General features: G+C 61.6%; 18 protein-coding genes and 1 riboswitch. Of the genes, 12 read left to right on the forward strand and 6 right to left on the reverse strand.

The genetic code is table 11. The features are described from left to right. Nucleotides 1–7 precede the first annotated feature (7 nt). Nucleotides 8–1042 carry a hopanoid-associated sugar epimerase gene (gene hpnA / locus ASG35_RS23180; protein ID WP_056363226.1) on the reverse strand — a complete coding sequence of 345 codons (1035 nt, stop codon included), beginning with the start codon at nt 1040–1042 and terminating at the stop codon, nt 8–10. A gap of 212 nt (nt 1043–1254) precedes the next feature. Between hpnA and ASG35_RS23185 the strand changes: the two genes are divergently transcribed. The 5 genes from ASG35_RS23185 (at nt 1255) to ASG35_RS23205 (ending at nt 7502) form a co-directional block, all read left to right on the forward strand. Then, on the forward strand, nt 1255–4401 hold the full coding sequence (locus ASG35_RS23185; protein WP_056363826.1) for a response regulator: 3147 nt from the start codon (nt 1255–1257) through the stop codon (nt 4399–4401). A gap of 11 nt (nt 4402–4412) precedes the next feature. Further along, a complete protein-coding gene (locus ASG35_RS23190) occupies nt 4413–5255 on the forward strand; it encodes a CheR family methyltransferase (RefSeq protein ID WP_056363828.1) in 843 nt (280 codons plus the stop codon). A gap of 2 nt (nt 5256–5257) precedes the next feature. Further along, nucleotides 5258–5866 (forward strand): chemotaxis protein CheB, encoded by a 609-nt coding sequence (locus ASG35_RS23195; RefSeq protein WP_056363229.1) that lies wholly within the window; start codon nt 5258–5260, stop codon nt 5864–5866. A 42-nt stretch (nt 5867–5908) separates the two neighbouring features. Beyond that, the gene (locus tag ASG35_RS23200; protein WP_056363231.1) at nt 5909–7066 is read left to right on the forward strand and encodes a hybrid sensor histidine kinase/response regulator; all 1158 of its coding nucleotides are present in this window, start codon (nt 5909–5911) and stop codon (nt 7064–7066) included. A gap of 139 nt (nt 7067–7205) precedes the next feature. Continuing rightward, nucleotides 7206–7502, forward strand: coding sequence for an acylphosphatase (locus ASG35_RS23205; RefSeq protein WP_056363235.1), 297 nt, complete (start codon nt 7206–7208; stop codon nt 7500–7502). A 113-nt stretch (nt 7503–7615) separates the two neighbouring features. Here the strand turns inward: ASG35_RS23205 and egtD are convergent, their stop codons facing one another. Next, on the reverse strand, nt 7616–8605 hold the full coding sequence (egtD, locus tag ASG35_RS23210; RefSeq protein WP_056363238.1) for an L-histidine N(alpha)-methyltransferase: 990 nt from the start codon (nt 8603–8605) through the stop codon (nt 7616–7618). A gap of 484 nt (nt 8606–9089) precedes the next feature. Here egtD and ASG35_RS23215 point away from each other — a divergent pair, with 484 nt between their 5' ends. Continuing rightward, nucleotides 9090–11345 carry a hybrid sensor histidine kinase/response regulator gene (locus ASG35_RS23215; protein ID WP_200945776.1) on the forward strand — a complete coding sequence of 752 codons (2256 nt, stop codon included), beginning with the start codon at nt 9090–9092 and terminating at the stop codon, nt 11343–11345. Here ASG35_RS23215 and ASG35_RS23220 read toward each other — a convergent pair. Next, a complete protein-coding gene (locus ASG35_RS23220) occupies nt 11332–12708 on the reverse strand; it encodes an ATP-binding protein (protein WP_235527680.1) in 1377 nt (458 codons plus the stop codon). The two genes, ASG35_RS23215 and ASG35_RS23220, sit on opposite strands and share 14 nt — an antisense overlap. Beyond that, nucleotides 12705–13445 (reverse strand): response regulator, encoded by a 741-nt coding sequence (locus tag ASG35_RS23225; protein ID WP_056363244.1) that lies wholly within the window; start codon nt 13443–13445, stop codon nt 12705–12707. The genes ASG35_RS23220 and ASG35_RS23225 overlap by 4 nt, the downstream gene beginning before the upstream one ends. Nucleotides 13446–13693: 248 nt before the next feature. Between ASG35_RS23225 and ASG35_RS23230 the strand changes: the two genes are divergently transcribed. The 4 genes from ASG35_RS23230 to ASG35_RS23245 all read left to right on the forward strand — a co-directional run bounded on the left by ASG35_RS23230 (nt 13694) and on the right by ASG35_RS23245 (nt 18043). Continuing rightward, nucleotides 13694–14443, forward strand: a complete 750-nt coding sequence (locus ASG35_RS23230) for a response regulator (protein WP_056363247.1) — start codon at nt 13694–13696, stop codon at nt 14441–14443. 135 nt (nt 14444–14578) lie between these two features. Next, nucleotides 14579–14911: a hypothetical protein gene (locus ASG35_RS23235; RefSeq protein ID WP_056363250.1), complete on the forward strand. Its 333-nt coding sequence runs from the start codon at nt 14579–14581 to the stop codon at nt 14909–14911. A 268-nt stretch (nt 14912–15179) separates the two neighbouring features. Next, nucleotides 15180–15545, forward strand: a complete 366-nt coding sequence (locus tag ASG35_RS31630) for a hypothetical protein (RefSeq protein WP_056363253.1) — start codon at nt 15180–15182, stop codon at nt 15543–15545. Between the two features lie 332 nt (nt 15546–15877). Continuing rightward, entirely contained in the window at nt 15878–18043 is a 2166-nt protein-coding gene (locus ASG35_RS23245) for a hybrid sensor histidine kinase/response regulator (RefSeq protein ID WP_200945777.1), read from the forward strand. Nucleotides 18044–18079: 36 nt separating this feature from the next. On the opposite strand, the gene ASG35_RS23250 is transcribed toward ASG35_RS23245, so the two are convergent. Together ASG35_RS23250 and ASG35_RS23255 are read right to left on the reverse strand one after the other, a co-directional pair. Next, nucleotides 18080–18667, reverse strand: a complete 588-nt coding sequence (locus ASG35_RS23250) for a transglycosylase SLT domain-containing protein (protein ID WP_056363260.1) — start codon at nt 18665–18667, stop codon at nt 18080–18082. A 137-nt stretch (nt 18668–18804) separates the two neighbouring features. Next, on the reverse strand, nt 18805–20370 hold the full coding sequence (locus ASG35_RS23255) for a sensor domain-containing diguanylate cyclase (RefSeq protein WP_082508587.1): 1566 nt from the start codon (nt 20368–20370) through the stop codon (nt 18805–18807). Nucleotides 20371–20639: 269 nt separating this feature from the next. Beyond that, nucleotides 20640–20816, forward strand: a riboswitch (yybP-ykoY riboswitch). Nucleotides 20817–20832: 16 nt separating this feature from the next. Here ASG35_RS23255 and mntP point away from each other — a divergent pair. After that, the gene (gene mntP, locus ASG35_RS23265; RefSeq protein WP_056363266.1) at nt 20833–21402 is read left to right on the forward strand and encodes a manganese efflux pump MntP; all 570 of its coding nucleotides are present in this window, start codon (nt 20833–20835) and stop codon (nt 21400–21402) included. Between the two features lie 173 nt (nt 21403–21575). Further along, complete coding sequence (locus tag ASG35_RS23270; protein ID WP_056363832.1) at nt 21576–22118, forward strand: DUF3280 domain-containing protein; 543 nt, start codon at nt 21576–21578, stop codon at nt 22116–22118. Nucleotides 22119–22135: the final 17 nt, after the last annotated feature.

Here is a 22135-nt window from a genome sequence, read left to right on the forward strand (position 1 = left end):
TCGAAGCTCAGCGGTTCAGATAACCGTTCTCGCGGAACCAGTCGAGCGCGTGACTGAGTCCTTCGCCGTAGGGCCGCGCGGTGTATCCGAGTTCGCGTTCGGCTTTTGCCGACGTGAAGTACATCTTGTTCTTCGACATCCGCAATCCGTCGATAGTGACAAACGGCTCCTTGCCGCTGAACTTCGCAAACAGTTCCGCGCCCGCCGCCAACGGATACAACGGGCCGCGCGGCAACTTGATGGTCGGAGGCTTGCGTCCGGCCAGGCCGGCGATATCGGCGAGCATTTGCTGAAGCGACAAATTCTCGCCGCCCAGAATGTAGCGCTCGCCAATCACGCCGCGTTCCAGTGCGAGAAAGTGACCGTTCGCGACATCGTCCACATGCACGAGATTCAGGCCGGTATCGACGAAAGCCGGGATCTTGCCCGTCGCCGCTTCCACGATGATCCGCCCGGTCGGCGTTGGCTTCACGTCGCGTGGGCCGATTGGCGTGGACGGATTGACGATCACCGCCGGCAAGCCGTCGCTCGCGACCATGCGCTCGACTGCGCGCTCGGCCAGGACCTTGCTGCGCTTGTACGCACCGATCGTCTGATGTGCTTGCGCGGGCTTGGTTTCATCGACGATATCGCCTGACGGATTTACCTTCAGCGTCGCGACGCTGCTCGTGTACACGATCCTTTCGACGCCTTCGGCAAGCGCTGCGCGCATGGTGGCTTCGGTGCCTTCGAGGTTCGCGCGCTCGATCTCGCTCGGGTCGCGCGCCCAGATGCGGTAGTCGGCGGCCACATGCATCAGGTAGCGCACGCCCTTCATGGCGGCGCGCATCGACGCTTCATCGCGCATGTCGCCGAAGACGACTTCCGCATCGAGGCCTTCCAGATTCCGCCGGGAACTGGTCTTGCGTATCACAACGCGGACGTCGAGGCCGCGTTCCCGCGCTAGTCGCGCGACCGCCGATCCAACAAACCCGGACGCACCCGTAACAAGGACGATTCCGTTGGGCACATGCGCGCTGCGACCATGTACAGGGTCAGTCATTTTTTCCTCTAATTCTGTCTTGAAAGGTAACAGTTGCGCGTCTTTCGAAGCGTCCTGATCGGCGCAAGCCCATATGTGACAAGGGCTCGCGGGTCGTGCTATGGTCCGGTGCTGCCTTTTCGGCGCCTGACAAAATCTTCAAAAATATCCAATCGCCAATGCGTATAGACAGCCGAAACCGCTCCGTGTGGCTCTATTTTGCGATCGTCCTGATGCTGACGATCGTGTTCGCGGTCGACTGGCTCACGCCGCTGAGAATCGCCATCTGGGTGTTCTATATGCTGCCGGTCGCATTGTGCATGTGGGTCGACCGGCCGAGCGTGCCGTTCCTGACCGCCGGCGCAGCGTCTGTGCTGACAGTGCTGGGTTTCTATCTCACGACCGGGGATGCGGTCGTCGCCACGTTCGTGTTGCAGATCAACCGGGTGATCGGCGTGATCGTGATGTTCGTGCTTGCCGGCGTGGGGCATCTCTATATCAAAACGCGGCTGAACCTGCAACGCAGCGCGTGGCTCAAGCAGGGCGAAGTCGAGATCGGATTGCAAATGCGCGGCGATCTCACCCCTGCTTCGATTGGCGAAGGCATCCTTCGTTCGGTCGTGCCATATGTGGGCGCGCGCGTCGGCGTGCTGTATGCCCGCGATGGCGACGCGCTCGTGCGCATCGCGGCTTGGGCGTTGCCCGCGGAAAGCGCCGCGCCCGAACGGATCAAGCGTGGCCAGGGCTTGACCGGCCAAGTGCTCGATGAAAAACGCGCCATCGAGATCACGGGGGCATCGGCGGAATTTTTGAAGGTCGGCTCGGCGCTTGGATCGGCGTCGGCGAGCCATTGCGTGGTCGCGCCCATGATGGCCGACGGCAACGTGACCGGTGTGCTGGAACTGGGTTTTATCGGCGAGGAAAATTCCTTCAGCGATACACGCGAGTTGCTCGAAAACGCGTCCGAAGCCATGGGCATGGCGCTGCGTTCGGCGCAGTACAGGGCGCGCATGGTCGAGTTGCTGCAGGAAACCCAGCGGCAAAGCGAGGAATTGCAGGTCCAGCAGGAAGAGCTGCGGGTATCGAACGAAGAACTCGAGGAACGCGGCCGCGCGCTGATGGACACGCAGGCGCGGCTGGAGACGCAGCAGGCCGATCTCGAGCAGACCAATGTGCGGCTGGAAGAGCACACGCACAGCCTCGAGCGGCAAAAGGCCGAACTCCTGCGCGCGCAAAAGGAGCTCGAGACGAACGCGCTGGCGCTTGAGCGCGCGAGCCAGTACAAGTCCGAGTTTCTCGCGAACATGTCGCACGAGTTGCGCACGCCGCTCAACAGCTCGCTGATCCTCGCCAAGCTTTTGCAGGACAACAAGCACGGCAATCTCAGCGACGAACAAGTGCGCTACGCGGCGACCATTCATTCATCGAACAGCGATCTGCTTTCGCTGATCAACGACATCCTGGATTTGTCGAAGGTGGAAGCGGGGCAAATGGACGTGCAGTTCGCGCCGGTTGCCATCGACGGAATGCTGCAGTCCTTGCGTCAATCGTTCATGCCGGTCGCGGATTCGAAAGGGCTGAAACTTGTGACGGAACGCGCCGAGAGCGTGCCGGAGTATTTCGTCACGGACAACCAGCGGCTGCAGCAAGTGCTGCGCAACCTGCTTTCGAATGCGTTCAAGTTTACCGAGCGCGGGCAAGTGACAGTGTCGGTGCATAAAGCCGATAACGACGACAACGCCCTGCGTTTCGATGTCCGCGATACCGGCATCGGCATTGCGCGCGACAAACAGGACCTGATCTTCCAGGCTTTCCAGCAAGCCGATGGCACCACCAGCCGCAAATATGGCGGCAGCGGGTTGGGTTTGTCGATATCGCGGGAATTCTCGCGTTTGCTCGGCGGCTCGGTGAGCGTTGCGAGCGAACCGGGCAAGGGCAGCGTGTTTTCCGTCACGCTGCCGTTGAGCGTGCGCGAAGGCACGGTCACGGCGAAACTCGATGTGATCGGCCATATGAACGAGCCCGCGGAAATTTCCGAAGCCGTGGTCGAAATCCAGGACGCGTCCGTGCAGAGCCACGCGCCGGCGCATCTGGCGGCGCAGGCGGCATCGAATATGTCCGATCCCTCGTTGTGGCGCGCGCCGGTCGCGAGCCATCACGTGCCGCAACCTATTCCCGATGACCGCGCCAACCGCAAACGCCCCGATCGCGTGATTCTCGCGATTGAAGACGACCTGCGGTTCGCGCATATCCTGCACGACCTCGCGCACGAACTCGAGTTCGACTTCGTCCATGCGACGACCGCGACGCACGGCGTGGAACTCGCGCGCGAGTTGCAGCCGAACGGAATCTTGCTCGATGTCGGCCTGCCCGATCAATCGGGCCTGACCGTACTCGAATGGCTCAAGCACGACCCGTTGACGCGCCACATCCCGATCCACGTGGTTTCATCGACGGATCACGCCGACGTCGCGCTGCACCTCGGCGCGATAGGCTACACGCTCAAACCGAGCGCACGTGAAACGCTCGCGGGCGCAATCCGCAAGCTCGAAGCGCGATCCGCTCAAGGCACGCGACGTGTGCTCGTGGTCGAGGACGACCCCGCGCTGCGCCAGAGCATCCACGCGTTGCTGCAAAGCGAGACCGTGGAGATCGTGGAAGCAGGGACGATCGCGGAAGCTATCGACGAGATCAATCGCGGCACGTTTGATTGCGTCGTGATGGATCTGGCGCTGCCCGACGGTTCCGGTTACGACTTGCTGGAACGTGTCTCGACGGCGCAGGAACATGCGTCGCCGCCGGTGATCGTGTACACGGGACGTGTGCTGTCGCCAGACGAAGAGCAGCGCCTGCGCCGCTACTCCAAGTCGATCATCATCAAGGGCGCAAAGTCGCCGGAGCGCCTGGTCGATGAAGTCACGCTGTTCCTGCATAGCGTGGAAAGCGCGTTGCCGCCCGAACAACAACGGATGTTGCGCGCGGCCCGCCAGCGTGACGACGTGTTCGAGGGCCGCACCATCCTTCTCGCCGAGGACGATGTCCGCAATATCTTCGCGTTGTCGCACGTGATCGAGCCGCTTGGCGCAAAGCTCGAAATTGCGCGCAATGGCCGCGAGGCGCTTGACGCGCTGGCCCGACATCCGGATATCGATCTGGTGCTGATGGACATCATGATGCCGGAGATGGACGGCTTCACCGCCATGACGGAGATCCGCAAGGACCCTGAACACGCGCGCCTGCCGATCATCGCGCTGACCGCGAAAGCCATGGCGAGCGATCGCCAGAAATGCCTGGAAGCGGGCGCGGACGATTACATTTCGAAGCCAATCGATGTGGACAAGCTGGTTTCGCTGTGCCGCGTCTGGCTGCGGCAACGGTAGGCGGAGTCGAGATGCCGAACCGGACCCCAAAAGACGCGGACGAAGCCATCTTCGACATCGAGTTGAAGCTGCTGCTGGAAGCCGTCTACTTGAAATACCAGCACGATTTCCGCCATTACTCCGTGAGCTCGCTGCGCCGGCGCCTGGGGCAGGCGTTGATCGACCTTGGATATCCCACGCTTTCGCAATTGCAGGAACGGATTCTCCGCGATCCAACCTTGTTCTCGCGTTTGTTCCAGTACCTGACGGTGCAGGTCAGCGAAATGTTCCGCGACCCCGCGTATTTCCGGACGATCCGCGAACAGGTCGTGCCCATTTTGCAGACGTATCCGTCCATCAAGGTCTGGGTTGCCGGATGCAGCACGGGCGAGGAACTGTGGTCGCTCGCCATTCTGTTCGCGGAAGAAAATATCGCGGACCGTACGGTTTTGTACGCTACCGATATCAACGCCGGCGCGCTCAGGCAAGCCGAAAGCGGCATCTATCCGCTGGATCGGCTGGCGGGTTTCAGCCAGAATTACCTGGCGGCCGGCGGCAAGCGTTCGCTCTCGGACTACTATCACGCGGCTTACGGCGCGGCGAAATTCTCGCAGACGCTCAAGTCGCGCGTGGTTTTCGCCGATCACAGCCTGGCTACCGACAGCGTGTTCCTGGAGGCGCATCTTGTTTCTTGCCGCAACGTGCTGATCTATTTCGATCGCGCATTGCAGGATCGTGCGCTGGGCCTTTTCAACGATTCACTCGTGCGACGCGGTTTTCTGGGCTTGGGCAGCAAGGAAAGCATCCGTTTTTCGAAACACGCGGACAGCTTTTCTGACTTCGATGCGCGCGAGCGCCTGTATCAGAAGGTTTAACCATGAAAGCACCGGAAGAGTCTTTCAGTGCGCTGGCCGCGATCGACGTCATCGTCATAGGTGCGTCCGCGGGCGGCGTGGAGGCATTGAGCCAGTTGTTGCCGGCGCTGCCTGCGGGTTTCCGGCCGGCTGTGCTGGTCGTGGTTCATGTGCGCGCCGACTCGCCGAGCCTGTTGCCGGAGTTGTTTGCCGCGCGTTGCAAGTTGCCGGTTGTCGAGCCCGACGACAAAGCCGCGATCGCTGGCGGCACGATCTATCTCGCGCCGCCGGGTTATCACATGCTGGTCGAGCCCGACGGCACGATCTCGCTTTCCGTCGATCCACCCGTGCGGTTTTCGCGGCCATCGGTAGATGTGCTGTTTGAGTCGGCGGCGCTGTGTTTCGACGATTCACTGCTCGGCATCGTGCTGTCCGGCGCGAACGACGACGGCGCCCGCGGCCTTGCGGCGATCAGGCACGCGGGCGGCCGATGCTGGGTGCAGGACCCGCAAACGGCGGTGTCGAACGCAATGCCGCTCGGCGCCATCGCGCGCGGCGGCGTGCACGATGTTCTTACAATTGACGCGATGACCGCGCGCTTGCGTGGCATTGGACAAGGATCTGCGACGTGAACCAGGTTGACTTGGAGCTGACGCGCTAATGGAACTCCGCTAATGGAACTCAACAAGCAACCGATTTACGTTCTGATCGTCGACGATGTCCAGAACAACATCACCGCGCTCGAAGCTTCGCTGGCGCGCCCGGACATTTCCGTGCTCGCCGCCAGTTCGGGACCTGCGGCGCTCGAATTGCTGCTCAAGCACGAGGTCGCGCTCGCCATTCTCGATGTCAACATGCCCGGCATGGATGGTTTCGAGCTGGCGGAACTGATGCGCGGCAGCCCGCGGACCGCGCACGTCCCGATCATCTTCCTGACCGCGACCGCGCAAGATACCGGACGCACATTCCGTGGCTACGAAGCCGGCGCGGTGGATTTTCTTTACAAGCCGTACGACTCGCGCATTCTCAATTCGAAGGTGGACGTATTCATCCAGATCGAGAAGCAGAAACAGCAATTGGCCACGCAGCTTGCAACCGTCCAGCAACTGCTCGATGCCAACGAAATGCTGATGGCCGTGCTCGGCCACGACTTGCGCACGCCGTTGTCGGCGGTGATTGCATCGGCGGAATATCTGGCGCGTTTTGTCCCCGATGAAAACGTCGCGAACATAGGTACGCGCATCAAGAGCAGCGGCATGCGGATGGTGCGCATGGTCGACCAGTTGCTCAACCTCGCGCGTTTGCGCGGTGGACGCGTGACGCTGCAGCCGCGAGCGGTGGAACTGCTGACGCTGGCGAAGAATATCGTCGAGGAATACGAGGCGCGCGTGGGCAAGGGGCGCATCTTTATCTTTCGCGAAGGCGATACGCTGATTCAAGGCGATGGCGATTTGCTGTCGCAAGTGTTTTCGAATTTGATCGGCAATGCGCTGACGCATGGACGCGAAAGCTCGCCAATTCATGTACGGTTGAACGGCGAAAACGCCGACGAAGTGACGATCGTGGTGCAGAACGCCGGCGAAATTCCTTTGGATGTTTTGCCGACGATTTTCGCGCCGTATCGCTCGGGACGGCCGCAGCATGAAACTGGCGGATTGGGGCTTGGGCTCTACATCACGCGCGAGATTGCACAGATGCACGGCGGCCGCGTGGTAGTGCGCTCCGACGCTGAAAATGGCACGGTCTTCGAAGTCACCGTGCCGCGCGAAGCAGTGGCGCGGCGCGCGACCAGCAACGTCGGGGAAACCGCGCAGCCGTTCCGCCTGGGATAGTTGCGCGCGCTGTCCGTTTTTCTGGTCTTGTCTAGAATGCTGCCTGATGGGCGTCGGCCGGTTCAAGGCTGCCGCTCGAAAGCTTTTGCCTCGAACGGCGCATCAGTCAGTCAGTCAAGATCATTCAGGAGAAGCAAACATGCCGAGTCCGGATCTGGATACTCGAATAGAAACGTATTACGTGCGTGTGAAAGGCGTGGTGCAGGGCGTGGGTTTCCGTCACGCGACGTTGCGGCGGGCGCATTCGCTAGGCGTGCGGGGCTGGGTCGCGAATCTCGACGACGGCTCCGTTGAAGCGATGATCCAGGGGCCCGCAAATCAGGTCGATCTGATGCTTGAATGGCTGCGTCGCGGACCGCCGCATGCGCGCGTCACGGATTTGATGAGCGAAGAGCGGTACATCGAAAAGCGCTTTGAGCGCTTCGAGCAACATTGATTTTTATGTCCTTGCTCAGCTGATTTAAAGCGTCCCCATTGTCCGATGCTGCTCGACCATGCAATCGGCCAGGCAGTTCGTGACGCCAGGGACGTTAGTGCCGGCAATTATCCTTACGAAGCCACCAGCAAACTCTCCGCAAATCCCCATTCTTTATCGATCCATTGCCGGGCGCATTGAAATCCCGCGTCCGATGCCAGCGGTCCCACTTCATCAGCGCTGTATTTATGGCTGCTTTCTGTCCAGATCGTTTCGCCTTCGCGGAACTCCACGGTCAGTTCGGCGGCGCGAATCGTCGCCTTCACCGGCCGCGTTGCGCGCAGATGCATTTCGATGCTGCGTGCATCGGGATTGAAGCGCGCGACGTGTTTGAACGCGTCGAGCGGAATATCGGCGTCCAGTTCGCGGTTGATTCGTGCAAGCAAATTGAGGTTGAACGCGGCCGTGACGCCGATCGGATCGTCGTATGCGGCAATCAGCGTTTCCAGCGGCTTGAGCAAATCCATTCCGAGCAGCAACGCGTCGCCGGGTTTCAGCATGCCGCGTACCGATTTCAGGAACCGCGTCGCCGCGAGCCGCGAAAAATTGCCGATCGTGCTGCCCAGAAACAGCACGAGCAACACTTCGCCGTCGCGCCGGTTCGCGCTGACTTCGGCGAGGCCGGTGAGATAGTCGCGTTCGTAACCGACAATCGATACACGCTCTATGTCGCCGAGTTCCCGCTTGCACAATTGCAACGCGGCAGGCGAAATTTCAATTGGACAGTATTCGGTCGCGCCATTCGGCCGTTTCTTCGATAACGCTTCCAGAATGCGTCGTGTCTTGCGCCCGCTGCCGCTTCCCAGCTCGGCAACGGTCACCGTGCGCGGCAATTCAGCCACGATTTCGGCAGCATGCGCCATCAGCACGCGCTCTTCCGCGCGCGTCACGCCGTATTCGGGCAACGCGGTGATGACCTCGAAGAGCGCGGAGCCGACTTCGTCATACAGATACATCGAGGGCAATTCTTTCTGTGGCGAGTGTGTGAGTCCGTCGTGAACGGCGGCGGCGAATGCCGATGAAAAACGCGGTAGATGAGCAGCGTGAGTCGTTGCCAAAGGCATGGGTGTCTCCAGATGTCGCATCGCGTGAACGCGGCCGGTTATGAATGACAGGCTGAACATCGGATGCCGGTCATGAGATCAGGCCCCGCGTGCAACGCTTCGCGGGGAGCATCAGGGCGAGCAAGAAGCGCGCGCGCCACGGTCTGTAGAGCAAAACAATTGAGCGGCAAGCGAGCTTGTGGCGTCAATGCAGGCGCAATCAGGGAAATGCATGACATCCTGCTTGGTTGCCGCTGTCGCGGCTGGCGCTTCCCAAATATAAAACCGAGCAAGAAATACAGCCCGGCATGACGTTTTTTACACGTCGCAGATGAAATGCAGACGTCTGCGTCTCAGTGAAGCGCTTGCTGCAGAGCCTGAACCGGTCGCGCCGCAGCACGCCTTCCTCTGGCGCAATGCTTGCTTCCATCTACCGTTCACTCCCAGCGCTGTGGTTCGTTTTTGCATCGCGCTGATGCCGCTGTTCCCTCGCCTGCGCCGATTCATGACCGATCCAGTTAATCCCGATCCCGCGATCGCACGTCTCGACGACACCGGTGCGCAATGCTTTCCGACGCCCGAACCCGCAGCCCGCGCCGACATTCCTTTCGGTTTCCCGCTCGGGCCTCAGCCCGCGGAGCCGGAACCAGCCCCAAACACAGACTTGGGCAATGCGCCCGCCCATCAGACCGCGCACGATTCCGATCCGTTTTTCCTCAGCGTGCTGAATGGCAGCACCGATTGCATCAAGATCCTGAAGCCCGACGGCACGCTCGAGTTCATGAACGCGAACGGCATTTGCCTGATGGAAATCGACGACTTCGCGCCGTTCAAGGGCAAGTCGTGGGTATCGTTATGGCCGGCGGAATCGCGCGTTTTATTAAGCGATGCCATCAAAAACGCGCTGCAGGGAAACCATTCGCGGTTCGAAGCGCTTTGCCCGACGGCAAAAGGCACGCCGAAATACTGGGAGGTCACGGTTTCGCCGGTGAAGGGTTCAGCGGGCGTGGATTGGCTTGTATCGATTTCCCGCGATATCACCGAGCGCGTGCTCAATCTGCGTTCGCTCGATACAGCGTTGCAGGAACAAAAGCGTCTTGCCGAAGCGCTCGAGCAGCACAAGGAGACGCTGGAACAGCGTATCGATGAAGTTGCGGCCGCGCTGCGCGCAAGCGAAGCGGAGCGTCGCGAGACGGCGGCGGTGCTCGCACAGTCGCAGAAAATGGACGCCGTCGGCAAGCTGACCGGTGGCGTGGCGCATGATTTCAACAATGTGCTGCAGGTCATCGGCGGGAATTTGCAGCTTGCGGCACAAATCGCAGGCGGAAACGAGACGTTGGCGCGGCGGCTCGCCAGCGCGCACGAAGCGGTCGAGCGCGGCGCGAAGCTCGCGTCGCAGTTGCTTGCATTCGCGCGCCGCCAGCCGCTGGAGCCTGTGGCGCTGGACATCGCGCGCTTGCTGCGCAGCTCGGACGACATGTTGCGCCGCGTGCTGGGCGAAACCATCGAACTGGAAACGGTCGTGTCGGGCGGACTGTGGAACACGCTGGCCGATCCGAACCATTTGCAGAACGTGATCGTGAATCTCGCCATCAATGCCCGCGATGCAATGGACGGCGCCGGCCGCCTGACCATAGAAGCCGGCAATGCCATGCTCGACGACGAATACACCCGCCATTACGACGAAGTTCGCAGCGGCCAGTACGTGATGATCGCCGTGTCCGATACTGGCGCCGGCATGGCGCCCGACGTGCTGGCGCAGGCTTTCGAGCCCTTCTTCACGACCAAGCCGGAAGGCCGCGGCACGGGACTGGGCCTGAGCATGGCTTACGGTTTCATGAAACAAACTGGCGGCCACATCAAACTCTACAGCGAACCGGGCGAGGGGACGACGGTCAAGCTTTACCTCCCGCGATCGATGGAAGAAGAAGCGCAGCGCGTGGAAACTTCGCACGAACCGGTGATGGGCGGCACGGAAACGATCCTCGTCGTGGAAGACGATCCGAACGTGCGCGCAACCGTCGTCGATACGCTGACCGAACTCGGCTACAACGTCCTGAAATCCGCCGACGCTCAAAGCGCGCTCAACGTGCTGGAAAGCGGCGTTCACATCGACTTGCTTTTTAGCGACGTGGTGATGCCCGGGCCGCTGCGCAGCGTCGATATGGCGAGGCGCGCGCGGGACATGCTGCCGTCGCTGGAAGTGCTGTTCACTTCCGGCTACACCGAAAACGCGATCGTTCATGGCGGCAGGCTCGATCCCGGCGTCGCGCTGATCAGCAAACCGTACAGGCGCGACGCGCTCGCACGCAAAGTACGTTCGATGCTGCGCGCCGAAGCAAGCGAACCGGAAGCCGAGGAAGTAGAACAAGTGGCGCAAGCAGGGAACGCAGGAGACTACGCAGGTCCGCTGCGCGTGTTGATCGTGGAAGACGATGTCAACACGCGCGAAGCCACGCGCGAGTTGCTGGAACTGCTCGAAGCCGAGGTTCAAACGGTGGAAAGCGCCCAGGCTGCGCTCGATCTGATCGGCAACCAGACATTCGATGTCCTGCTCACCGACGTTCGCATGCCCGGCATGTCGGGCCTCGATCTGGCGCGCGCGGCGAAGCGTGTGCAGCCGCGCGTGCGCGTGGTGCTGGCATCGGGTTATGGCGCGGGAATCGCGGCGGAACTGGGCGATGATTTGAACGACGCGACCTTGCTGCCAAAACCTTTCAACTTCGATCAGCTCGAACAGGCCGTATTCAAGAAGCCATGACGGCTTGCGGCGCGCGCGTGGTTTGAGATACCGCGCCGCCGTCCGCGCCGGGATAACCGGCCATCACAGGAACCACGATCCGCACGATCAAGCCGTGCTCTGGCGCGTTGCTTATTTCGCATCGGCCGCCGAGTTCGCGTGCAAGCCGGCCGACTATCGCCAGGCCAAGTCCGCAATGGCCGTCGCCGGCGCGCGCCGGATCGAGACGCACGAAGGGCTTGCGGGCATCGGCGAGACGCTCGGGCGGAATACCGTTGCCATGGTCACGCACTGTAATTAACCATTCGTGGCCGCGCCGGGCCGTGCTGATATCGACGGGTGGCGCGCCGTGTTCGAGCGCGTTGTCGACCAGATTTGTCACCAGCCGGTCAAGCGATGTCCGCGGCAACCGGAATCCTTCGCCCGCCAGCAATTCCAGCCGGAACAACGCGTTGTCGCCGGCTTCGTCGTGCGCAAACTGTTCCGCCAGGAAGCCATCGACGCCAACTGCCGGTCCCACCGAAGGCGTGCTCGCCGCGAACTCCAGAAACTGCTGCACGATACGCGTGAGCGAATCAATATCGCGGATGAAATGGGCGCGCTCCGCGTCGTCATCTACCAGCACGCTCGCCCGTAATTTCAGGCGCGTGAGCGGCGCTTTCAGATCGTGCGCGATACCCGCAAGCATCACGGCTTTTTCGTCGTCGGCGTCGTTGATCTGCCGCATCATCTGGTTGAACGCGCGGATCAGATCGCGCAATTCGCGCGGACCGCGCTCCTCGACAGGCACCGGACGCTCACCTGTGCCGAATTGCCGCGCGCTTTGCGCGACACGCGATAAAGGCCGCTGCAACTGCCACGCGGCCACCAGCGAGAGGATCACGGCCGCCAGCAACATGCCCACGGATTCGACCAGAATCGGCGCCGCCTCGGGCAAGTCCACCGGCGTCACGATCCAGTTCGGATTATCGGGATAACGGACCCACAGACGCGGCGAATGATTCGGGCCATCGACGGCAATCTGGGCGCCGCGCGGGAGCATATTGCGCAACTCCCGCACCAGATGCACGACCGGGCCGTGATCCGGCTCGCGCAAGGCGACGCCGTCGGGAAGATTCGCGGCCAGAACGAGCTTTGCGTTCAGCGCCGGCGCGATACGCACGCCCTGGCGGGCGTCGTCGTTCGCGGCGGCCAGCACGAGCAAGAGACCGCGCGCGTAACCTTCGGCATCGTGATGAGGACGCTGCACGGTCAGCACCGCGAACCAGCAAGCCTGCACGGCGAAAAGCACGACGAGCGAAATGAGCGCCATGCGCCCGAACAGCGAATTGAACGGGTTGTTCCGGCCAGAAAAGCCGCGGGCCGATTTGCCGAAAAGCTTCATACCGGCGCTGCGGAATCGGGGCGGTCGCGGACTCCGTCGGGATCGGGAATGAACACGTAGCCTTGGCCGCGCACGGTCTGCACGTGACGCGGACTGGCCGGGTCTTCTTCGATGATCCTCCGCAAGCGCCAGATGGGTACGTCCAGGCTACGGTCGCTGAAAGTGGCGTCGTCCCGATGCACGAGATCGTGGATCAGCACCCGCGACAAGATCTTGTACGGATGTTTGACCAGCACCTTGAGCAACGCGAATTCGCTGTCGCGCAAGGAGATGCGCTCGGTTCCGCTCACCAGCGCGCGCGTGACGAAGTCGAGTTCGAAGCGGCCGAAACGCTCGCTGGCGCGGGTTTCGGGACGCGCGGAGGAAGCGGGCGCGCGCCGTCGCAAAACCGTATCGATACGCGCAAGCAGTTCGCGCGGATCGAAGGGCTTGGAAAGGTAATCGTCGGCACCGAGTTCAAGGCCTTCCACCTTTTCCGTCACGCTGTCGCGCGCGGTGACGAAGATCACCGGAATGTCGTCGCCGGCGGCGCGCACCTGGCGCAACGCGGTCAGGCCGTCCACGCCGGGCATCATGATGTCCAGAACCACAATGGACGGTCGCTCGACTTCCAGCCTCCGGCGCAAGGCGGTGCCGTCGTGCAGGACGGTAACGTCGAGCCCGCGCGTAGTCAGGAAGCGGCTCAGCAGGTCGCACACTGCCGGGTCGTCGTCGACGATCAATACCGATGTAGTCATGCCGGAAATTTTAGCTGCGCAGGATAAGGATGCGGCCTTTCCATGACACTGGCATGGTTACGGATTCTTACGCGACAAGGCGCGGAATATCGCCGTTTCTCGTGCGCCGATCGGCCGGACCCTTAGGCGGCGCGGCTTGCCGTTCTGGAGTGAGCCGGGCGTCCATCTACCTTCCGTGCAATCCGATGAAAGGCGCGGAAAGGAATCCCTGTCGCGAAAGTCACGTTGCGCGTCTTAGAATTCATCGCATGACCCAACACGTTCTTCTCGTCGACGACGACCCCGTAGTGCGCGACCTCGTGCGCGAATACTTGCAAGGCCACGGCCTGGCGGTATCGGTGATGCACGACGGTACGGGCCTCAAGCGCCGCCTGGACGCCGAGCGGCCGTCCATTGTCGTGCTCGACGTGATGATGCCCGAGCAGGACGGCATCAGCGCGCTGCGCGAACTGCGTGCGTCCGGCGACGATATCCCCGTGATCTTCCTGACCGCGCGTTCCGACGTGATCGACCGGGTGATCGGCCTGGAACTCGGCGCCGACGATTACCTCGCCAAACCCTTCGATCCACGCGAACTGCTCGCGCGTATCCGGACGGTCTTGCGGCGGCGCGATGCGGCGTCGCCGGGAGCGCCGGAGGACCGCCCGCCATACCGGTTCGGTCCGTACGAGGTGGATTTCGCCGCGCGCGAATTGCGTCATAACGGCCAGCGCGTGCCGCTTCGATCGGGCGAATTCGCGACGCTCAAGATCTTCGTCAAGAACGAGATGGTCGTGCTCACGCGCGCGCAGCTCAACGAAAAGCTGCGCGGGCAGGCCGGAACGTACAGGGATCGCAGCCTCGATGTTTCCATCTGGCGCTTGCGGCGTTTGCTCGAAGCCGATCCCTCCGATCCGCGCTATGTGCAGACCGTATGGGGACAAGGCTATATCTTCGTGCCGCAGGGCGAGACCGGCGCGGTCGAGCGGGCGTTGCGGCGGGCATCGACGGACGATTGAGCTTTAAGACGCGTTCCAACGGCGCGGATTGATATGTATCCGCTGAAATGATCCGTTACCAACTGCATCAGTTATTTCTTCGCTACCCGCATAAGATCGTTCCCATAGTCCCGAACACGGGAACGGAGAACTCAAATGAAACGCGTAGCTGCAGTGTTGTTGATGGCCGGTAGTCTCACTGTTGCAGGTCAGGCGTCCGCGCATGGCGGACATGGAGACGGCGGCGCCGTGGTGGGTGCGTTGCTGGGCGGTGCGGTGATTGGCGCGCTGGTGGGGTCCGCAGTTGCGCCACAGCCTGTGTACGCAGCACCCGTTTATGCTCAGCCGGTCTACGCGCAACCCGCTTACCAGCCGGTTTATGCGCAGCCAGGCCCGCCGCCTGGATCGTGCTACGACAGCTATCGCGGTGCATATGTGCCGTGCGCGCCGCCGCCCCCGCGTGGCTATTATCAGCAGCAAGGCTGGTAAATACGAGCTAAGTTGGATGCTGGAAACGAACCGGGCGCACAGCCCGGTTTTTTCATTTAAGCCCTCTTGAATCTTGCTGACGATGACTTGTCCACGCATGCCGAGGTCACAAGTGCCGCGTCGTACGTAAACACCCGGATGCCCGTCTGGCAAGGCTTACCGGCCTTCAAATATATGCTTGAGCGGCACGCCGCTTGCAGTATTGGAAGGGCGGGCGTTGCGACTTTGTCCTTCGCAACGCAATCAACGGAATATCCAGGAGGTTGTAGTGAAACATATATCGAAGAAAATCGTGGTGTCGGCTCTTGTCCTCGGCCTTTCAGGTGGTGTGTTCGCGCAAGCGGGCGGCGGCGGTGGAGCAGGCGGCGGTGCTGGTGGCGGCGGTGGCGCTGCAGGTGGCGCCGGCGGTAACGGCGCGGGCGTCGGCGGTGGCGGCAGTGGCGGAATGGGCGGCGCGAATTCCGGTGGCGCGAACGGCGCGGGCATGGCAACGGCGCCTGGCACCACGGCAACCGGCGGCGGCGTAGGCACAGGCACGGGCAGCGCGCCGAATATGAAGGCAAACGGCAGCAGCACGAACAACAACGGTCACGTTGCAGCGCCGAGCGGCGGCGCCATGTCCAAGCCGCAATAAGCGGAAAGTAGAAGCTGGCCGGAAGTGAGCTGCTAGTGAGCTGCTAGTGAGCTGGAAGCGGGCCGAAAGCGAGCCGGTTGCGTCGATGGATGCAGCCGGCTCTTTTTTCGTCCGTGACACGCTGGAATGTCGTTAGCCGCACACGGCCTGCTTATTTCCGGCACATAATGCAAAGCATGCGAAAGCCTTGCCCCCCGTGCGATTAGCTGCGCCTTAGCCTTTGCCTCGTGTGGGCTTTAAAACGCAACTGACATGACTGGAAGGCGGCTCTGTTTTTAAAGTGCCGCTTGCTTGTCCGGATGACCGGGCTACCCGATTGGAGACATCGCGCTTTGCATTCGTCGGATTCCGCGGCACTCGACTTGCCTCTGCCTTTGCGCAATTTCGCCGGAACGCGGCGAATCTTGCTGTTGGTGCTGGCGGCATCGGTTCTGTTTCCGGTCGCTTTCCTGCTCGGCTACGGTTATTACGATTACCAGCGCCGGATGGAGGACGCCGACGATATCGCCGATCGGATTGCGCGCGTCGCCAATGAACACGCGAGCAAGGTGCTGGACCTGAACCGCCAGATGTCGACGCGCGTGGTGGAAATGCTCGGCAATAGCGACGACACCCGCATTCGCGCAAACCAGAAGCCGATCCATGAACGCCTGAGCGAGATCGGCGAATCTTTTTCGCACGTGGCCGGAATTACCGTGTTCGGCGTGGCGGGCGAGATGCTGGCGAGCAATCGTTTCTATCCGGTTCCCTCGGTTTCCATCGCCTCGCGCGATGATTTTGTCACCGGCCGCGCCATTCGTCCCGATCCGTATTTTTCGCTTCCGCTTATCGGCAAGGTGGCTCAAAGCGATGTGTTCACAACCAGCGTAGGGCGAAGCGCGAACGACGGACACTTCCTCGGCCTGGTATCGATTGCGCTAAAACGCGAGTATTTCTCGAGCTTCTACAACGATCTTTCGAACGGCGATCCGGGCGTGACCGTGGGTCTTTATCGGCGCGATGGCGGCATTCTCGTGCGCGAACCGCCGGGACCATCGAGCATTTCGCACGCACGCAATTCGGCGTTCACGTCCGCCATGCGCAGTAACGAGCTGTTCGGCCGCGTCCGGCTGAATTCGAGCGTGGACGGCGTCGAGCGCATCCTGGCTTTTCGGCGCGTGGGCGATTATCCGCTGTACGTTGCAAGCGGTTTTCCCACGGCCGTCATCTCCGCGAACTGGCGCAGGCACTACGTGCTGATCGCGGTGATCACGGCCGTGCCGTGCATCGCGGTCTGGGTGCTGGTGCTGTTTTCCCTGCGCCAGTTGCGCGCGCAGCAATCCGCCTGGGAACGTTGGCAGGCGGAAGTTGCGATGCGGCTTTCGGCGGAAGCGTCGAGCCGGCAGTTGCGGCGCATGGGCGCGCTCGGCAATCTGGTTGCCAACGTGGCACACGACTTCAATAACTTGCTGATGGTGGTATCGGCGAATATGGAGCTGGCCCGCCGCAAGAATTTCAACGGGCTGGAGAGGGAAGTGCTCGCGGTGGAACGCGCAACCGCCGGCGCCGAAGCGCTCGCGCGGCGTTTGCTCAGCGTCGCGCGCAAGCAACCGCTCAAGCAGGAAGCCATCGATCTCACCACGTGGCTGCCCGCCGCGGCCGGCCTGATTGAAACTGCGGTTGGCGACAAGATCCAGGTCAAGGTGCAGGTTTCGCCCGACATGTGGGGCGTGCGCGCGGACGCCACGGAACTGGAATTCGCAATCATCAACATTGCAGTCAACGCGCGCGATGCCATGCCGCACGGCGGCCGTTTCGCGATTCGCTGCCAGAACGTGCGCGTAACCGCCGACAACGCTCTTGCCGACGGCGATTACGCGCTTCTGGCCTTTACCGACAGCGGCGAAGGCATGAACGAAGTCACCGCCCGCCGCGCGTTCGAACCGCTTTTCACGACCAAGCTGAGCGGTGCGGGTACGGGACTCGGGCTGGCGCAGGTTCTGGCGGCTTGCGAGCAGGCGGGCGGAACCGCGCGGCTGGATAGCGTTCCCGGACGAGGCACGACCGTGCGCCTGTATTTGCCGCGCTGGAACATTGCGCCGCAGATGCCGCTGGACGGCGCGGATACAAACAGCGAAGGCCTCGCATCGATCAAGTCCGATGCGGCGCTCACTCCCGGTTCGGTCTTGCTGGTGGAGGATAATGAAGAGGTTGCGGCCGGCGTCGCGGCGGTGCTCGCCACGTTTGGCTGCGACGTGCGTCACGAGCTTACCGCCGACAAAGCCTTCGATGTCCTCAATGAAGGCGGACGCTTTGACCTGGTTTTATCGGATATTCAGATGCCCGGGCGGCTCAACGGAATCGACCTGGCGGAGAAAGTGCGCGGCACCTGGCCCGCGCAGAGAATCGTGTTGATGACCGGTTACGCCGATGAATTCGAACGCGCGCGCCACACGGGCGTGACGATCCTCGCGAAGCCGTTCAATATCGATGAATTGCGGGAACTCGTGCACGGATAAGACCGGCTTTCAAGCGCCCGTTATTCGCCGTATATCTCAATAGCCCACTTGGGCACCCGGAGGTTCGGTATCGAACTGGGATGAGATTTTCTTGACCTGAAGGCTGACTTTCTCGGCATACGCTTTCGATCCGCCGTAGCTTTTCAGCGCGGCATCCACGTCGCCGCGCGCCGACTGCACATAGCCATGGAGAATGGCGGAGCCGGCTTCAATATTTGCATCGGCTTCCGTCAGGTCGATATTGCGCACCAGTTTCTTATGCGCCGACGGAACCACCTGCATCAATCCGGTCGCGCCGTTCGCGCCGCGCGCGTTTTCCTTGAAGCGGGATTCGATCGAGATGATCGCGAGCAACAGCGCGGGAGGAAGCGAATATTTCGATGCCGCCGACATCACCGCCGACGAAATCTGCTCGGCTTTCGCGCGCGCAACACCGAATTTCTGCGAGATGAGGCGGGAAACCTGATGTTTCGCCTGAGCGTCGGCATCGGCTTCACTGGCGGCGAGAGTCTGGTCCATGACGGCCGCAGTCCTCTCCATGGAGCGTTCCTGAGCCGTGGCGTTCTGCATCGCGCCTAGCGACAGGCTGAACGTCAGCGTCATCAAGAAGAGTAGTCGGCTCATGGAGGAAGTGCCATCGGAAGGAAGGTCGCATTATACCGATGGAAAAAATCCTTGCAAATCATGCGCTTGGTCGAAATGGCGAATTACGCTGACGAATATCGAGATGCGCGACCCAGGCGCACGGTTGTCGCTGCGCTTCAGGACTGGGCGATTTCCACCTTCGCAAGCGTCATTGGACGGACGCAATCGCGGCCTGCGGCCTTGGCTTCGTAGAGTTGCTGATCGGCGTCGCTGAGCAACCCGTAGGCGCCGCCCAGACCCGGCGGCGCAGCGGTTGCGCAGCCGATACTCACCGTCAGACGCCCGATCACACTGCCCCGATGCGCAATCGATCGCGTCTTGATGCGCGCCCGGATTGTCTCGGCAATATGGAGCGCGCCTTCGATCTGCGTGTCGGGAAGAAGCACGACGAACTCCTCGCCGCCGTATCGCGCAGGAATGTCGCCGGGACGCCGCACCACCAGCGAAATGCATTCCGCGACGGCCGCCAGTGCGTCGTCGCCGAGTGCGTGGCCGTAGTTATCGTTGTAAGCCTTGAAATAATCTACATCGATAAACAATACCGATACCGCCGTATTGGTCCGTCGCGCGCGCCGCCATTCCTCGTCCATGCGTTCGTCGAAGGCACGCCGGTTCGGCAGGCCCGTCAGCGCGTCGGTGCCGGCCAGCCGAACGAGTTCTTCCTGCGCGCGCGCCCGTTCGCGCAACGACAGCGCCAAAAGCCATGACAACGCGATAAAACTCAGCCCGAACAACAGCGTCAGGACGCCCACGCCGGTGCTGCGCATCCGCCAGGAATACAGCACGTCGTCCTGCGCCGGCGCCACGCCCACTATGAACGGCGTGCCCGGCACGTGCGCGAAGGTGTAGATGCGCTCCACGCCATCCACCGGCGATTTCGCCACGTACGAACCGGAGCGCGTGCGCGTCATGCGCGCAAATGTGGCCGAACTGGATACGTTGCGCGTAAGTTCGTTATCGAGAAATGGTTTGCGCACGATCATCGCGCCGTCATTCTGGACGATAAAAATCGATCCCTTCGGCCCGACCTCGACCTTGTCCAGCAGCGAGCGGAAATATTGAAGGTTCAAAGTCAGCAGCGCGATGCCGCCGAACGAGCCATCCGGCGCGTTGATACGCCGGCTCATGCCGATCGCCGCAGTGTTCGCGTGCGTCATGTAAGGATGCGAAAAGAACAGTCCGACCGATGGATTCCGCCGATGAACCTGGAAGTATTCGCGTCCGGTGAACGTCTCGAAGGGCACGGCCATGCCGTTGTTATTGACGATGACGCGGCCACGGGCGTCGATCACGTAACCGCCGCCTATGTAGGCCGCGGTGGTCGCGCGGTCGAAGAGAATCCGGCGGCGAAGTTCGGGTGCGAGCGCCATGACGGCGGTGTCTTGTGCGCCATCGACCACGGCGCGAAGCGAAAGATCGTAGATTTCGACGTTGCGGGCAATATCGCCGCCAATGATTGAAACCAGATTCGCCGATGTCTCCCGGGCGTGACTGAGCGCTTCCTCGCGCCCTTGATACAACGTGGCTAGGGACAAGCCCGACATCAATACAGCGACCGCGCTGCCGGCAAAACCGGCGAGTAGCGGAAAGCGCGACAGGGAATTCGCCATGCCGAGCGCGGTCCATCTGTATCGGCCGATGCGGATTCGCCACATCGCTCCACGAGGCGGACCGGATCTCATGACGTGCGCCTCGCGCGTCGCGCGGGACATCGTCTGCTGCGCGCGGTATCGGACGGTTGCACGGGAATCGGATTTGGCATCGCGGCGGTGTCGGGTCGAAGGCGCCAATCGGATGTTCTGGCCGCGTTGCATCGGCGAGAACACGGTGGATCGTTCGGATGGTCAACAGGGCGATTCCGCATCGGCTGTGCCTGATCAACAAATCCGTGACAATTTTCGCTTTGAAAACGGCACGAAAGATTACAAATGCATTTCGAACGTGATAGCCTTTGTCCGTCTTTGGGGAGTAGCCGGCTTCCAGCCATTGGAAGCGCTCATGTCAACACGCTTGGTTCTCTGGACCATGGCATGAGCAACCGAAATGTATTCTGGTTGGCAAGACCATCGATGTAACGCCGCGACCGGTCGGGCTCGGCGTCACATCGCATGTTCCTGTCCCGACCCGAACATAATCATTGCCCCATGAATATCGCATCCACCATCCTGCTCGCCTTCGCCATGTCGACGGACGCCTTCGCCGCTGCCGTAGGCAAAGGCGCCACGCTCAAGCGTCCGCGCATGCGCGAGGCACTGCGCACGGGTCTGATCTTCGGTGTCATTGAAGCGATCACGCCGCTGGTTGGCTGGGCGCTCGGCAAGGCCGCCGCGCCATACGTCATGTCGTGGGATCACTGGATTGCCTTCGGCTTGCTGCTCGTGCTCGGGCTGCGCATGATCCGCTCGGGTTTCAGCACGCCTACGCCTGAAGCCGAAAAACCCGTGCGTCACAGTTTCTGGCTGCTGGCCGCGACCGGCTTTGCAACGAGCATCGACGCCATGGCGGTGGGCGCGGGGCTTGCGTTTATCGATGTGAATATTTTCTCGACGGCCGCAACCATTGGACTCGCGACGCTGATCATGGTGACCATCGGCGTGATGGTGGGACGCTTTTTGGGGCGTGCGGTCGGACAGCGCGCGGAAGTGGCGGGTGGTTTGATCCTGGTTTTGATCGGCTCGGTGATTTTGGCCGAGCATCTGGGGTATATGAGCTGATGCCGTCTGCCGGACCCGGTTTTTTCGGCCCACCATGTTGCTCCTTTCCATTTGATAAGGGTTCCGAATCGATCAGCCTCACCGTCCTTACCGCACTCAACTGGAAACGGGCGTAGTACTTGCATGCAGAAACCAGGTTGCCGCGCCAAGCCGGCACCTGGAGGCGTGTCATCATGCTGCAACTGCGAAGAGCGTTTGATCGTGTAGCACTGTGTGTCATTCTCGTAGCGGGGTTTTCGCCGGCGGGGCAAGCGGCGGCGACTCAACGTTCGATTGCAGTGATGGACTGCACGCTGATCGACGACAACGCGTCCTACAACGACGCCGACATCAACCGCACACAGCAAGCGCGCCTTGAGCTCATCAGCAACGACTTGCGCGCGCAATTGAGCGACCGCCAGCTCTTTCGCGTCGCCGATAACGCCGGCGCCAGCGACATGATCGCCAAGCTTTCCGGCGCACAGGATTTGAACGCGTGCAACGGTTGCGAACTGCAGATCGGCCGCAAACTCAACGTGGAACGCGTCGGCGTGTGCTGGGTGCAGAAAGTCAGCAACCTGATCATCAACATCAATCTGCGCGTGGAAGATGTCGCGACGGGCAAGGCCGTGTTCCAGCGTTCCGTCGATATCCGCGGCAACACGGATTTATCGTGGCGTCGCGGCATGAAAGGGCTGGTCAATCGTCTCGCAGACGACGCCGATGCCACCCGCTGAGCCTCTTTCGGGAAAAT

The sequence above is a fragment of the Burkholderia sp. Leaf177 genome (genome assembly GCF_001424345.1).
Taxonomy (GTDB): Bacteria; Pseudomonadota; Gammaproteobacteria; order Burkholderiales; family Burkholderiaceae; genus Caballeronia.